This window comes from Litoreibacter ponti (assembly GCF_003054285.1).
GTDB lineage: Bacteria > Pseudomonadota > Alphaproteobacteria > Rhodobacterales > Rhodobacteraceae > Litoreibacter > Litoreibacter ponti.
Genome location: NZ_QBKS01000002.1, coordinates 797,828 through 810,736 on the forward strand (window position 1 = coordinate 797,828; position 12,909 = coordinate 810,736).

Consider the following 12,909-nt stretch of genomic DNA (forward strand, 5'->3'; position numbering starts at 1 on the left):
GGGTCAGCCCTCGGATGTTTTGGAGGCGCCGCGATTGCTGGTGACATAGGTCACCGCCAGGAGCAGCAGGGTCAGCACGAGCGTGATGATAATGGTGATCTTGATGTCTTGGGCGCCGAACTCGACCTCGTCAAACAGCCAGTGCCGGGTCACCTGCCGTGCGTTGGTCAGATCGGGCGTGGTCACATAGACGAACCACCACAACGCATAATACGTCGCCAGGTTGACCAGATACATCACCGACGGGAACGCCCAGAACAGCTTCTTGAACAGCGTCAGCTCCGTCAGCTTCGCCAAATTGCGCGTGTAGGCAAACCAGCAGGCCACGGCGACGAAGAGGAAGGAGACGTTCATGAAAATCTTCAGGATCCAAAGGTTATGCAACCCGTTCGGGCTGTCAGAGCCCTCCCAAGCGCCAACGGATGAAATCGCGTAATGGACCGTCACATCCCAGCAGAGGATGATGAACGGCAGGAACAACCAGGAGAGGCCGAAGATGTTGATCTTGGTCTGCTTCGCCTCGTCGAAATTGTCGTAGAAGATGTCGACCCGAACGTGGCTGTCGGTCGTCACCGCATATCCGATGCCGACCAGAACCGCGGCACCGTAGAGCCACCACTGCAAATCGTCGAGCCAGGCCTGATTGAACCCCGACGAGCGCAGCACAACCTGCGCACAAATGGCGATCATAAGGATTGGAAACAGCCATGCGAAAAGGTTGGCCGTCGTGATAATCGCGCGGTCACCCTTGTTGTGGCTGGCGCGGTCCACCTCTCCGGGATCGGAGATGGAGACAAGCGGTTCGACAGTGTCCATTTTGGTGCTCCCCTCTGCACGGCCCGCCGTTGAAAAGCTGGCCGGTGCGGTGCGCTCACGGCGACCTATGGGCCGCCCGGTGCGTCTTCACCGAAATATCTGCAAGTGTCGAAGGGGCAGGATCACCCGCCCCTTCGTGTCTGAAAGAACCCGCGCCACCATCAAGGGGCACGGGATCCGATCAGTTGCGCGGACGCGGCAGGTAGATGGTGTCGCCCCAGGTTTTGTAGCCTGCGCGGTACTCTTGCAGGTCGTCCCAGACCTCTTTGAAGTACGCATCTTCTGCGGCCAGCTCACCGGCGACCTCGTTCCAGGTGCTCTCGAAAGTCTCGAGGATTTCCGGCGACCACTGCTTGATCGTCACGCCGTTGTTTTCGGTGTTGTCGATCATCGCGGCGAAGTTGGTGGCCTCACCTTCGGCGTAGTTGGTGGTGATGTTGGCCAGGCAAGCTACTTCGATCTGGTTCTGAGCGCGCTCGTCGAGCCCCTCCCAGACGTCCTTGTTGATCAGCAGCTCGAACATCGTGGCGGGCTGGTGCCAGCCGGGGAAGTAGTTGAACTTCGCGATGTTGTAGAAGCCCAGACGCGCGTCGATGCGGGGCATCGAGAACTCGGTCGCGTCAATCGCGCCGCGCTCCAACGCCGGGAAGATGTCGCCGCCTGCCAGCAGGGAGGTCGAGACGCCCAGACGCTGCATCACCTCGGCACCAAGGCCGAAGAAGCGCATGTTCAGACCTTCGAGGTCCGCGACGGAGTTGATCTCGTTCTTGAACCAGCCGGAGGTCTCGGGCGCGATGATGCCGCAAGGCGTCACGTGCACGTTATAGCCGTTCTCGTCATACATGCGCTGGAACAGCTCGGCGCCGTCATCATAGAGCATCCAGCCCAGGAATTCGCCGGCCTCGGGGCCAAACGGCACGGCGGCGAACAGCGATGCGGCGGTGATCTTACCCTGCCAGTAGCCCGCGGTGGTGTAGGCCGCGTCGACCGAGCCGTTGGAGACGGCGTCAAGCGCTTCCAGCGTCGGCACAAGCTCGCCGGGATCGAAATGCTCGAATTCGACCTCTTCGGAGATCGAATTGATCTTGGCGGCAAAGTCGGTGGCCGCGGTGCCGAGGATCGGCAGGTTTTTCCCGAAGGCGGACGTCATTTCGATGACATCTTGGGCCTGCGCGCTCCCAGCGGCGACAGACAGCCCGAGGGCGGCAGCGATAAGGTTAGTTTTCATAGTTTCTCCTCCCAGAGATCGTAATTGGTAAAGATTTCTCACCACATTGGGGTTTTGCGCCAGCGGGCCGCTGGCAGCAATACCCAGAATCAGGGAGGATAGGGCCAAATGGGCCGGTTGCCAGCGATAAAGCCATGATTTTGCCCGTCCGGCAGGTGCAATTCGAGAAAAAAGAGATGCGCCGCGCCGCTGGTCTGCGTCCGGCGAAAACGGTGATTCCCTCACCAGACCGTTGCCATTTTGGTAAAATGGTAAGCGACACTCCGGTGGAATTAACCATTCATTAGGAATTGAACTCTAGCCCGGGAGACGCGCACAGCCCCCGTCGTTACTTCGTAGTATGATGAGTTGATCCCCTGATGAGACCGCATGTCGCCCCGGCTTGGTCCTTCCCTGCCCGCAGCGCAAACCTGTGGATTGCGCGATGACGGGGTCTGCTCCGCTCCCACGCGCCGCTTTCGACACGTTGATGCGCAGCTTGGCCTGCCCGGCGGCGATCATCGACGCGGATGGCGCGGTGGTCAGTTGGAGCGACAGCTTCGCCGATATTGCCGGTGCAACGCTGGATGCGCTGCGCAGCACCAATATCGACGCACTGCTCAATCCGCAGGACACAACAGCGCTTCACCACCATCTCGCCAATGGAACGGGTGCGCTCGACATAACGCTGCTGCGCGCACGCGGGCCGGTGCCGATGAGTGTCAGCGCCTTGCCGGTCGACGGCGACGCGCCGTTCTTTTTGTGCCAGGCCACTGGGGCCGCAGCGACGGCGCAGCACCAAGACGATGCCGAGCAAGATCTGCACATACTGCGGACGACCAACACGCTCAAGCTGGCGGTCGAAGCGTCGGGCATGGGCATCTGGGAATATACGCCCGACACCGGGCAGGTGCATTGGGACGACCGCCTGCTGGAGATTTACGGACGCGCGGGCGAGCCGAATATGCGCTCGGAAGATCTGTGGGAGACCTACATCCACCCCGATGACCTGGAAGCGACACTCGCCTATGCCAATGAATGCCGCCGCACCAACAGCGATTTCTGCCGGGACTTTCGCATCATTCGCCCCGATGGCGAGGTGCGCCATGTCCGCAGCGTCGCGCGCTTCGTGCCAGCACCGAAAGGGGCCGGAAAACTGATCGGTGTGAATATCGACGTCACAGAGGATTACGCCCGCACCGAAGAGCTGGAGCGCGCCCAACGCCAGCTTGAATATGACAGCCGCCACGACGCGCTAACCGGTCTCGCCAATCGCCGCAAGTTCGACGAGGTCTCGACGGCTCATTTCGATGCTATGGCCCGCACGGACCGTAGCGCGGTGATGCATCTTGATCTCGACCTGTTCAAACAGATCAACGACACGCTCGGGCATGGTTTCGGGGACGCTGTTCTAGAGACCACGGCGCAGCGACTTGTCAAAATCATCGGCGAGCGTGGCATTGTGAGCCGCGCGGGCGGAGACGAGTTTGTCATCCTGCTTTTCGATGCGCCGGGCCGCGCCGAGCTGGAAAGCCTGTGCGAGACACTGATCTCGCGATGTCAGCAGCCGGTGCACCACGACGGGCAGAATTGCACCGTGGGCGTCAGTATCGGTGTCGCCATCACCCTGGGGCCACCGCGCAACCCTTCGAAGCTTTTCGCCAATGCCGACGCGGCGCTCTACACCGCCAAAGAACAGGGGCGGTCTCGCTTTCGGTTCTTCGATGCAGAGGTCCGCACGCGCACCGAGCGCGAGACAACCCTGAGACAGGATTTGGTCGACGGGCTGGTTCGGGGTGAAATCACCTGCCATTTTCAGCCGCAATATGATGCCGAAACGCTCGACATCATCGGAACGGAGGCGCTCGTGCGCTGGAATTCCCCAAGCCGGGGCATCCTGTCCCCTGCCGATTTCATGCCCCATGCGCGCAAGGCCGGGCTTGTCGCGCGTATCGACGCTCAGGTCTTTCGCCATGTCATCGCCGCCCAGTCGCGTTGGGCTGCGCAGGGCCTGAACTTTCCGGTCGTCGCCCTCAACATCTCGATGGAGCGGCTCTTGGGAGACGGGCTGGTCGAAGAGGTTCGGTGGCTGCTGCAAGATCATCACCGCATTTCGTTCGAGCTGCTTGAAACTGCCTTTCTTGACGAGAGCGAGCCGAAGCTTCTGCGGCGACTGGATCGCCTACGCCAGCTTGGCATCGGGATCGAGCTTGATGATTTCGGCTCCGGGCATTCATCGGTCGTCGCGTTGCAGACGGTCCGCCCGGACCGCGTCAAGATCGATCAACGCCTTGTCGATCCGATCTGCACGGACCCGAACCAGCTTCTGGTTTTGCAATCGCTGACCAAGATCGCACGCCTCAACGGAGCGCAAGTGATCGTCGAGGGGATGGAGACCGGAATCCACCTCGCCGCGATCCGCAATGTAGATTGCGACGCGTTGCAGGGCTTTGCGCTGACCTACCCAATGCCAAGCGATGAGTTCGCAGCACTGCTGCGCGATAGCGGTTATTGCGTCGCGAATTAGATGAGGTGAATGGCGATCCCTGAAGGACTCGAACCCTCAACCTGCTGATTAGAAGTCAGCTGCTCTATCCAGTTGAGCTAAGGGACCGCTGGGATCGTTTTGCGATCCTCGCTGCGCAAAGGCAAGGCCTTTGCATTCCCAATGGGTCGCTTTAAAGATGAACGCAGTTCACGAGAGGCGTCATGGTCGGAAAAGTCCAAAAGAAGCGCGAGGACCTGCGCGTCAAACTTATCGACATCGCCGAGGCGCGGGTGATTGCGGGCGGTATCTCTGCGGTGCGCGCGCGTGACCTGGCGGCGGAGGCCGGCTGTGCGGTGGGCGCGATCTACAACGTCTTCGGTGATCTCAACGACCTGATCATGCAGGTCAACGCGCGCACGTTCAAACGGCTCGGCGCGCAGGTGTCTGCGGCTGTCGCGGAAGAGCAAGGCCGTCCGGTCGACCAACTGATCGCCATGTCCCACGCCTATCTGCACTTCGCGCGGGACAACACACCCGCATGGCGCACCCTGTTCGATCTGGAGGTATCCAGCGAGGACGATGTGCCGGCGTGGTATCTTGAAGAGTTGCAAAAGCTCTTTGCTCTTATCGCAGCGCCGCTGGTGCGAATCTTCCCCGAATTGGGGCGCGAAGACGTGATTCTGATGACGCGTGGGCTGTTCTCCTCGGTGCATGGAATCGTGCTTTTGGGTCTGGAGAAGCGCATTTCAGCCGTTCCAACCGATCAGTTGGAGCATATGATTTCGTTGGTTTTCAACCACTTGAGTTCAAAAAACTCGAAATCCTGAACATTGTTCAAAATAATTCTTGAACGGCGTTCAGAAATTCGTATCTTTGATTCATGAACGGCGTTCACGAAACGCTCTCACCAAGGAGAAGACAGATGTTCATGACTTTGAAGACGTTGATGACCGGCGCGAATGCCCGGGCCGAGGAACGGGTCCGCGACGTCTACGCCATCGAGTTGATCGAGCAGAAGATCCGCGAGGCCCAGAACTCGCTGACTGCCGCTAAAGCCACCTTGGCCTCGCTGATCCAGCGCCAACGCGGCGAGCAGCGTCAGGTCACCGCCATCGAAGCCCGGGTCTCCGACCTGACGGATCGCGCCACGAAGGCACTCGATGACGGCAACGAGGGCATCGCCAGCGAAGCCGCGAATGCCATCGCCCAGCTTGAAAACGAGCTGGAAGTGCGCCGCGCCACGCTTGACCGGCTCGACCAGCGTATCCTGCGTCTGCGTCAGTCGATCGAGACCGGTCACCGCCGCATCATCGACCTCAAACAGGGCGCGATCACCGCCAAGGCCGTCCGCTACGAGCAGAACGTGCAGGCCAAGCTGAACACCACCCTCAGCGGGCAAAGCTCGGTGGCGGAGGCCGAAGAGCTGATCGCCAATGTGCTGGGCAAGGACGACCCGTTCGAGCAGGCCGAGATCCTCGCCGATATCGACCGCGACCTCAGCCACGAGACCTTGGCCGACCGCATGTCGGACGCGGGCTATGGCGACGCCACACGATCGACCGGGGCAGACGTTTTGGCCCGTCTCAAATCCAAGAAGTAACTGAATTCAATAAGGAACAGACCAATGCATAACGCTTTCAAATCCGACAACGGCCTGATCATGCTTGTGAACCTGGCCGGTACCTTCATCGCACTCGGCATGCTGGGACTGTCTTTGTACCTGTCCACCGAGGTGCCGCTGGCCACCAAGGGCTTCTGGGGGATCGGCGTGCTGATGCTCTGCCTGAGCCTGGTGAACTTCGTCAAATACCGCTTCGACGAGCGGATCAACGAAGACCGCATCCAGCAGATCGAACGTGCGAAGAACGAAAAGATCCTGGAGGATTACGTCGCCATCGATAAGGCCGCGTAAGCGTCCCGCTCCAGCGATCCTGCCGCGCCCTCTTCTCCCCAAGGGGGCGCGGTTTTTCTTGCCAAAACCCCGCAAACCTAGTCCCTTGGTTGGACGAAAGAAAACGAGAGCCACAATGCGCCGCTTCGCCGCCTCCATCGTTGGGAAATTGCTGTCGCTCTTCGCGCAGATCCTGACCGCCGTCCGCGCCGATTGGCGTGGGATCGAGCCGGTGGCAAAGCAGCGCGTCTACTACGCCAACCACACCTCCAACGCCGACCTTCCGCTGATCTGGGCCGTGCTGCCCGCCGCCATCCGCCGCGACACCCGCGCGGTCGCCGCAGCAGATTACTGGCTGAAGAACAAGCTGCGCGCCTTCATTGGGCGCGACGTGTTCCAAGGCGTCATGGTCGATCGCCGGGCTGAGCACCGCACCGAAGACCCGATCGCGAAGATCGTGCAGGCGCTGGATGAGGGCTCTTCGATCATCATTTTTCCCGAAGGCGGCCGCAACCGGTCCGAGGACCCGCTGATGCCGTTCAAATCCGGCCTCTACAACATCGCCAAGGAGCGGCCAGAGGTCGATCTGGTGCCCTGCTGGATCGACAACATCTCGCACATCATGCCCACGGGGGAGGTCATCCCCGTGCCGCTTGCCTGCACCGTCATCTTCGGCGCGCCGGTGCATGTGAAAGAGGGCGAAGAGATCGGCCCGTTCCTGCAACGCGCCTCCGATGCGCTGCTTGAGCTGATCCCGAACCGAGGGAGCGCCTGATATGGAAATGATGGACGAAACCTCGTCGGGCCTGTTGTTCCTGTTCGCCGCCTGCTGTGGCCTACTGGTGCTCGCCACGCTGATCGGCGAGGTGCTGCGCGCCCGCCTTCCGCGCACAGGCGCGCATCTGGTGGTCGAGACGTATCTCACCCGCGTCAACAGCTGGTGGGGTATGGTCTTCCTGTTCTCGCTGGCCCTGCTGATCGGTCCGGTGGGGATCATCTTGCTGTTCGCCTTTTGCTCAATGGCCGCGATGCGAGAATTCCTGACGCTCACCACCAAATCCAAGGCCGACCACTGGTCGCTGATCGCCGCCTTCTACGTGATCCTTCCTCTGCAGTATTTCTTGATCTGGCTGGGCGAAGTCGGCCTGTTCTCGACCCTGATCCCGGTCTACGCCTACCTGATGCTGCCCATCCTGTCGGTCCTGCGCGGCGGCAACAAGCAAACGGCGGACAAGGACTTCCTCGCCCGCATTTCCGAGACGCAATGGGGCCTGATGATTTGCGTCTTCTGCGCCAGCTTTATCCCGGCCTTGGTGACGCTCGACATTCCGGGCTACGGCGACCGCGCGCCGATGCTGATCGCGTGGCTCGTCTTCGTGATCCAGATGGGCGACCTGATGGAGTATTTCACCGGCCGCAAATTCGGCAAGCGCAAGGTCGCCGCCGCCGTGTCGCCGAAGACGCTCGAAGGGATCGGTTGCGGCGCGGCTTTTGCAGCAGGGCTCGGGCTGCTGCTCACTTGGATGACCCCGTTCTCCCCGCTCATGGCTATGGTCATGGCGCTGATTGCCTACATGATCGGGGTTGGCGGCAGCCTGGTCATGGCCGCGATCAAATCAGATCGCGGCATCAAGAACTGGGGGCATCTGATCCCCGGACAAGGGGGCTTCGTCGACCAGCTAGATAGCGTGGTCTTCGCAGCGCCCATCTTCTTCCACCTCACCCGATATCTCTACGGCGGCTAGCCCCGCTTTTCATTTTTCAGGAGAAAAACCATGGACGTATTCCGTCTTGCCCCAGCCGTGCTGTGCCTGCTCGCAGCGATCCTTGCCGCCGCTCTTGGCGGATTCCTTGGCGTGGCGCTCGCCTGCTGGGGAAGCTGCGAGCCCGCAACCGTGGCAACATTGCCGGCGCTTTTCGCAGCCCCCGGCGTCTTTTTCGCCATCTGCTATTTCGTGTTTCTGCGCGTGCTGCGCGGTCGTGTGGCCTATCGCCGGGCCCACGGGGTCTGGGCCACGATTGGCACCATGATCCTCGCCGCCGCCGCCGCGCTGACGATGAACGACGTGATCGCGGGTTACTGGGGCCGACCCCAGGAAGCGGCGTTGCTGCTGATGGGAATTGCTGTTCTCAGCTGCCACGGCATGACCATGCGCGGGCTTTGGCTGAAAACACGCGAGGCGGTCTAGTGCGTCCAGACGCCCCGGCGGTTCGTGGCGAAATTCTCGCCATAGCCGCCCTGCCGGATCACCGGCTTGCGCTTCTTGGGCTCGGTCACCGTTGCATCGATGCCGTGATCCTTGGCGTAGTCCAGCGCGGCTTCCTTGCTCTCGAAACTGATCTTGACCTGCGCTTGCGTGTCGGCGGACGACGTCCAGCCCATCAGCGGATCAACCTCGCGGCCCGTGTCGTTGACGTATTCCAGCACCCACGTTTTCGTCTTCGCCTGCCCCGAGGACATGGCGGTTTTGGCTGGCTGGTAGATACGTGCGCGCATCGTGGTCGTCTCCTGCATTATGCGTGATATATCGCGCTCCTGACATCTCATGGCAAGAGCGCAAAAGGCCGCGTCTTGAAGCTCCGCGCAAAAGGCGCATCTTAGGGGCAACAGAGGTATCCCCATGCACAACAATTCCCCCGAAGCCATGCCGGAGCAGAAGCCCATCCTGTCCAACCCGGCGCCGGACGTGAAAAACCGCGACAAGCTCGAAGGTGGCATCCGGTTCAAGCTCGAGACCGAGTTCGAGCCCGCAGGCGACCAGCCCACCGCCATCGCCGAGCTGACCGAAGGCATCAACACCGGCGAGCGCGACCAGGTGCTGCTCGGGGCCACCGGCACCGGCAAGACCTTCACCATGGCCAAGCTGATCGAAGAGACCCAGCGCCCCGCGATCATCCTTGCGCCGAACAAGACGCTGGCAGCCCAGCTCTATGGCGAGTTCAAAGGCTTCTTCCCCGAGAACGCCGTCGAGTATTTCGTCAGCTACTACGACTACTACCAGCCCGAGGCCTATGTCGCCCGCTCCGACACGTTCATCGAGAAGGAGAGCCAGATCAACGAGCAGATCGACCGGATGCGCCACTCCGCCACCCGGGCCCTGCTCGAGCGCGACGATGTGATCATCGTGGCCTCGGTCAGCTGCATCTACGGCATCGGCAGCGTCGAGACCTACGGCGCCATGACGCAAGACCTGCACGCGGGCACCGAGTATGACCAGCGCAAAGTCATGGCCGATCTGGTGGCGCAGCAATACCGCCGCAACGATCAGGCCTTCCAGCGCGGCTCCTTCCGGGTCCGCGGCGACAGCCTTGAAGTCTGGCCCGCCCACCTCGACGACCGCGCCTGGCGGCTGTCCTTCTTTGGCGAAGAGCTCGAGACCATCGTCGAGTTCGACCCGCTCACCGGCAAGAAGACCGACACGTTCGAGCGGGTGCGCATTTACGCCAACTCCCACTACGTGACCCCGCGCCCGACGATGCAGCAGGCCATCATCGGCATCAAGAAAGAGCTGCGCACGCGGCTCGACCAGCTGGTCAATGAGGGCAAACTGCTCGAGGCGCAGCGGCTGGAGCAGCGCACCAATTTCGACATCGAGATGCTCGAGGCCACCGGCGTGTGCAACGGGATCGAGAACTATTCGCGCTATCTGACGGGCCGCGCCCCGGGCGAGCCGCCCCCCACACTCTTCGAATTCATCCCTGACAATGCCATCGTGTTTGCGGACGAGTCCCACGTCTCTGTGCCCCAGATCGGTGGCATGTATCGCGGCGACTACCGGCGCAAATTCACCTTGGCCGAGCACGGCTTCCGCCTGCCCTCCTGCATGGACAACCGCCCCCTGAAGTTCGAGGAATGGGACGCCATGCGCCCGCAATCCGTCTTCGTCTCCGCCACCCCCGCCGCGTGGGAGATCGAGCAGGCGGGCGGCGTCTTCGTCGAACAGGTGATCCGCCCCACCGGCCTTCTGGACCCAATGATCGAAATTCGCCCCGTCGATACGCAAGTCGATGATGTCATGGACGAAATCCGCACCGTCACCGCAAAGGGGATGCGCACTCTGGTCACCACGTTGACCAAGCGCATGGCCGAGGATCTGACCGAATATCTGCACGAGAACGGAATAAAAGTCCGCTACATGCACTCCGATATCGACACGATCGAGCGGATCGAAATCCTGCGCGACCTGCGCCTCGGCGCCTTCGACGTGCTCATCGGCATCAACCTCTTGCGCGAGGGGCTCGACATCCCCGAATGTGGCCTCGTCGCGATCCTTGATGCCGATAAGGAGGGTTTCCTGCGCTCCGAGACCTCCCTGATACAGACCATCGGCCGCGCCGCGCGCAACGCCGACGGCCGCGTCATCATGTATGCCGACAAGATCACCGGCTCGATGGAGCGCGCCATGGGCGAGACCGAGCGCCGCCGCGCCAAGCAGATCGCCTATAACGAGGAACACGGCATCACGCCCGAGACCGTCAAAAAGAATGTCGAGGATGTGCTGGCCGGGCTCTACAAGGGCGACGTCGACATGAACCGCGTCACCGCGACCATCGACCAGCCCGCAGGCGCGAACCTGCAAGCCGTTCTGGACGGTTTGCGCACCGACATGCGCAAGGCGGCAGAGAACCTCGAATTCGAAGAAGCCGCCCGCCTCCGCGACGAGGTCAAACGCTTGGAGACCGTCGACCTCGTCGTCTCCGACGACCCCCTCGCCCGTCAATACGCGGTCGAGAAAGCCGTCTCTGAGAGCACCAAAATGTCCGGCCGCAGCACCGCTGGCCGCCCAGGGCAAAGAGGCGGTGTGAAGCGGCGGGGACGAAAGACTTGAGCGTTTCTGGTCGGCCCGCCGAAAAGCGCAGTTTCACAGAGCCAATCCCCGAGGTCTATTTGGCAGCAGGGCTGCTCGAGAGAGCCGTCGAGCAACACATCGCAAGTAACTACAAATTCGCCGAGGATCTTTTCGGTTCGGCAGATTTAATGGTGCTTTGGGACTGGGCAAATAGTCATTGGGATCGTCGGTGGCGGTCTGTCGTGAAGCCTCACGTCGACGGGCTTCCAACTGCAAACAGTTTAGACGGTCGAGAAAAGGCACGTATGCCATCTAAGATAACACGAGCGGAGGTGCTCCAAAGAGACGGGTATCATTGTAGATTTTGCGGCATCCCGGTGATACCTGAGGAAGTGCGAAAGAAAGCTCACTCACTATACCCTTCCGTAGTTCGCTGGGGACGGAAGAGCGAGGAACAACACGCTGCATTTCAGGCACTTTGGCTGCAGTTTGATCATCTGGTCCCGCACTCTCGAGGTGGCACCAATGAAGTACGAAATATCGTAGTCGCCTGCGCTCCCTGCAACTATGGACGAGGAAACTTTCTTCTCAATGAAGTTGGTATCTCAGATCCATTCTTACGCCCGCCTGTAAAATCGATGTGGCAGGGTCTCGCTCAATTTGTAAAGTCGAGATAGCGTAGGGGTTTTTAGTTCGCGACTTATCTGAACGCTTGCCCAATCCGTTCATCTCAGGCTCCGACCTTTCGTCCATGCCTCCGATAAAGTGGCTTCGTGCTCGGAAACTCTTAGAGAGGATCCTTTGCGAGTGTTCGACACCAATGTTGAGCGGAGAACTTCAGGATGATATTGGACAATTCCGTCCTATCATCCCTTTTATGCGTGTCTTAATCCTGACAGTCCTCCTGCCCCTTCAGGCGCAGGCATGGACCTTCACTCCCGGCCCCATCTGCCGCCTCTCCCACGCGACGGATATGGCCGAGATCGAGCTGACGTTTGACCCCTCAGCCCCCCTCTACTCGGTCACCGTGACCACCCCGGCCCCGCTGCCCCAGGCGCCTTTCTTCTCGATGCGGTTCATCGGCCCCAGCGGCCAGACCATCTCGACCAATCGCCATGCCTACGGCGCCGACGGCACCTCCGTCACGGTCACGGATACAGGCTTCGGCAACGTGCTCGATGGGCTGCAATTCAACCAAAGCGCCGAGGCGATCGTCGGCGACACGATCATTGCCTTCCCGCTTGAAGGCGCCGCGCAGCAGACCGCCGCTTTTCGCGCCTGCGAAGCCGCCGCTGGCGTCTGAACGGCAAAAAGGCCCCCGGGATCGAGGGCCTTTTCGAGCGGTGCAAAACCTGAAATCTGCGCGACTTATCCGTCGTTGGACGGCGGTGTGACGGAGATGCTCGGCACCGAAACTTCGCTTTCGTTCACCGACACTTCCACGTCGACATCCGGCACGGTGACGGTTTCTTCGGTCACTGCGATCTCGCCGACCTCGGCCTCAAATTCGGGCAGGTTCCCGCCCTCGACGCTCACATCCACATCCGGCAGTGCGGCTTGTTCGGTCTGTTCGATGTCAATCATGTAGACACCCGCGGCGATGGCTGCGACGGCGACTGCACCAAGAATAATTGCTGGTCCGGTTTTCATATCGTACTCCTTTCGAATTGTTTTCTTTGAGCTAAAACATCGATCAGAGGCGAAGCGTTCCCGAATT

At 60.7% G+C, this 12,909-nt stretch carries 15 protein-coding genes and 1 tRNA gene; 11 read left to right on the plus strand and 5 right to left on the minus strand.

Annotated elements, in window-relative coordinates; translation table 11 throughout:
* Positions 1 to 3: 3 nt before the first annotated feature.
* On the minus strand, positions 4 to 816 hold the full coding sequence (locus C8N43_RS17775) for a TRAP transporter small permease subunit (RefSeq protein WP_107847076.1): 813 nt from the start codon (positions 814 to 816) through the stop codon (positions 4 to 6).
* A 181-nt stretch (positions 817 to 997) separates the two neighbouring features.
* Positions 998 to 2,044, minus strand: coding sequence for a TRAP transporter substrate-binding protein (locus C8N43_RS17780; RefSeq protein WP_107847077.1), 1,047 nt, complete (start codon positions 2,042 to 2,044; stop codon positions 998 to 1,000).
* 134 nt (positions 2,045 to 2,178) lie between these two features.
* Between C8N43_RS17780 and C8N43_RS19680 the strand changes: the two genes are divergently transcribed.
* Together C8N43_RS19680 and C8N43_RS17785 are read left to right on the plus strand one after the other, a co-directional pair.
* Entirely contained in the window at positions 2,179 to 2,331 is a 153-nt protein-coding gene (locus C8N43_RS19680; protein ID WP_158270013.1) for a hypothetical protein, read from the plus strand.
* Between the two features lie 137 nt (positions 2,332 to 2,468).
* Entirely contained in the window at positions 2,469 to 4,550 is a 2,082-nt protein-coding gene (locus tag C8N43_RS17785) for a putative bifunctional diguanylate cyclase/phosphodiesterase (RefSeq protein WP_107847078.1), read from the plus strand.
* Positions 4,551 to 4,560: 10 nt separating this feature from the next.
* Here C8N43_RS17785 and C8N43_RS17790 read toward each other — a convergent pair.
* Positions 4,561 to 4,637, minus strand: a tRNA-Arg gene (locus C8N43_RS17790).
* 95 nt (positions 4,638 to 4,732) lie between these two features.
* Here C8N43_RS17790 and C8N43_RS17795 point away from each other — a divergent pair.
* The 6 genes from C8N43_RS17795 to C8N43_RS17820 all read left to right on the plus strand — a co-directional run bounded on the left by C8N43_RS17795 (position 4,733) and on the right by C8N43_RS17820 (position 8,591).
* A complete protein-coding gene (locus tag C8N43_RS17795; RefSeq protein ID WP_107847079.1) occupies positions 4,733 to 5,338 on the plus strand; it encodes a TetR/AcrR family transcriptional regulator in 606 nt (201 codons plus the stop codon).
* A 95-nt stretch (positions 5,339 to 5,433) separates the two neighbouring features.
* A complete protein-coding gene (locus C8N43_RS17800) occupies positions 5,434 to 6,111 on the plus strand; it encodes a PspA/IM30 family protein (protein ID WP_107847080.1) in 678 nt (225 codons plus the stop codon).
* 24 nt (positions 6,112 to 6,135) lie between these two features.
* Positions 6,136 to 6,423, plus strand: coding sequence for a hypothetical protein (locus C8N43_RS17805; protein WP_107847081.1), 288 nt, complete (start codon positions 6,136 to 6,138; stop codon positions 6,421 to 6,423).
* Positions 6,424 to 6,538: 115 nt separating this feature from the next.
* Positions 6,539 to 7,177, plus strand: a complete 639-nt coding sequence (locus tag C8N43_RS17810; protein ID WP_107847082.1) for a lysophospholipid acyltransferase family protein — start codon at positions 6,539 to 6,541, stop codon at positions 7,175 to 7,177.
* 1 nt (position 7,178) lies between these two features.
* Positions 7,179 to 8,147, plus strand: a complete 969-nt coding sequence (locus tag C8N43_RS17815) for a phosphatidate cytidylyltransferase (protein WP_342748733.1) — start codon at positions 7,179 to 7,181, stop codon at positions 8,145 to 8,147.
* A gap of 30 nt (positions 8,148 to 8,177) precedes the next feature.
* Positions 8,178 to 8,591 carry a hypothetical protein gene (locus tag C8N43_RS17820; protein WP_107847083.1) on the plus strand — a complete coding sequence of 138 codons (414 nt, stop codon included), beginning with the start codon at positions 8,178 to 8,180 and terminating at the stop codon, positions 8,589 to 8,591.
* Here the strand turns inward: C8N43_RS17820 and C8N43_RS17825 are convergent.
* Positions 8,588 to 8,899 carry an ETC complex I subunit gene (locus C8N43_RS17825; protein ID WP_107847363.1) on the minus strand — a complete coding sequence of 104 codons (312 nt, stop codon included), beginning with the start codon at positions 8,897 to 8,899 and terminating at the stop codon, positions 8,588 to 8,590. The two genes, C8N43_RS17820 and C8N43_RS17825, sit on opposite strands and share 4 nt — an antisense overlap.
* A 124-nt stretch (positions 8,900 to 9,023) precedes the next feature.
* Here C8N43_RS17825 and uvrB point away from each other — a divergent pair, with 124 nt between their 5' ends.
* The 3 genes from uvrB (at position 9,024) to C8N43_RS17840 (ending at position 12,495) form a co-directional block, all read left to right on the plus strand.
* Positions 9,024 to 11,231 carry an excinuclease ABC subunit UvrB gene (uvrB, locus tag C8N43_RS17830; protein ID WP_211308622.1) on the plus strand — a complete coding sequence of 736 codons (2,208 nt, stop codon included), beginning with the start codon at positions 9,024 to 9,026 and terminating at the stop codon, positions 11,229 to 11,231.
* A gap of 266 nt (positions 11,232 to 11,497) precedes the next feature.
* Complete coding sequence (locus C8N43_RS19945; RefSeq protein WP_425437100.1) at positions 11,498 to 11,869, plus strand: HNH endonuclease; 372 nt, start codon at positions 11,498 to 11,500, stop codon at positions 11,867 to 11,869.
* A gap of 200 nt (positions 11,870 to 12,069) precedes the next feature.
* Positions 12,070 to 12,495 carry a hypothetical protein gene (locus tag C8N43_RS17840; RefSeq protein WP_107847368.1) on the plus strand — a complete coding sequence of 142 codons (426 nt, stop codon included), beginning with the start codon at positions 12,070 to 12,072 and terminating at the stop codon, positions 12,493 to 12,495.
* Between the two features lie 65 nt (positions 12,496 to 12,560).
* Here C8N43_RS17840 and C8N43_RS17845 read toward each other — a convergent pair whose 3' ends face one another.
* Positions 12,561 to 12,842: a hypothetical protein gene (locus tag C8N43_RS17845; RefSeq protein ID WP_107847085.1), complete on the minus strand. Its 282-nt coding sequence runs from the start codon at positions 12,840 to 12,842 to the stop codon at positions 12,561 to 12,563.
* Between the last annotated feature and the right edge of the window lie 67 nt (positions 12,843 to 12,909).

Bases quoted from the DNA above. Each gene is read 5' to 3' on its own strand.
- C8N43_RS17775 (WP_107847076.1), bottom strand. From the start codon at position 816: ATGGACACTGTCGAACCGCTTGTCTCCATCTCCGATCCCGGAGAGGTG.
- C8N43_RS17780 (WP_107847077.1), bottom strand. From the start codon at position 2,044: ATGAAAACTAACCTTATCGCTGCCGCCCTCGGGCTGTCTGTCGCCGCT.
- C8N43_RS19680 (WP_158270013.1), top strand. From the start codon at position 2,179: ATGATTTTGCCCGTCCGGCAGGTGCAATTCGAGAAAAAAGAGATGCGC.
- C8N43_RS17785 (WP_107847078.1), top strand. From the start codon at position 2,469: ATGACGGGGTCTGCTCCGCTCCCACGCGCCGCTTTCGACACGTTGATG.
- C8N43_RS17795 (WP_107847079.1), top strand. From the start codon at position 4,733: ATGGTCGGAAAAGTCCAAAAGAAGCGCGAGGACCTGCGCGTCAAACTT.
- C8N43_RS17800 (WP_107847080.1), top strand. From the start codon at position 5,434: ATGTTCATGACTTTGAAGACGTTGATGACCGGCGCGAATGCCCGGGCC.
- C8N43_RS17805 (WP_107847081.1), top strand. From the start codon at position 6,136: ATGCATAACGCTTTCAAATCCGACAACGGCCTGATCATGCTTGTGAAC.
- C8N43_RS17810 (WP_107847082.1), top strand. From the start codon at position 6,539: ATGCGCCGCTTCGCCGCCTCCATCGTTGGGAAATTGCTGTCGCTCTTC.
- C8N43_RS17815 (WP_342748733.1), top strand. From the start codon at position 7,179: ATGGAAATGATGGACGAAACCTCGTCGGGCCTGTTGTTCCTGTTCGCC.
- C8N43_RS17820 (WP_107847083.1), top strand. From the start codon at position 8,178: ATGGACGTATTCCGTCTTGCCCCAGCCGTGCTGTGCCTGCTCGCAGCG.
- C8N43_RS17825 (WP_107847363.1), bottom strand. From the start codon at position 8,899: ATGCGCGCACGTATCTACCAGCCAGCCAAAACCGCCATGTCCTCGGGG.
- uvrB (WP_211308622.1), top strand. From the start codon at position 9,024: ATGCACAACAATTCCCCCGAAGCCATGCCGGAGCAGAAGCCCATCCTG.
- C8N43_RS19945 (WP_425437100.1), top strand. From the start codon at position 11,498: ATGCCATCTAAGATAACACGAGCGGAGGTGCTCCAAAGAGACGGGTAT.
- C8N43_RS17840 (WP_107847368.1), top strand. From the start codon at position 12,070: ATGCGTGTCTTAATCCTGACAGTCCTCCTGCCCCTTCAGGCGCAGGCA.
- C8N43_RS17845 (WP_107847085.1), bottom strand. From the start codon at position 12,842: ATGAAAACCGGACCAGCAATTATTCTTGGTGCAGTCGCCGTCGCAGCC.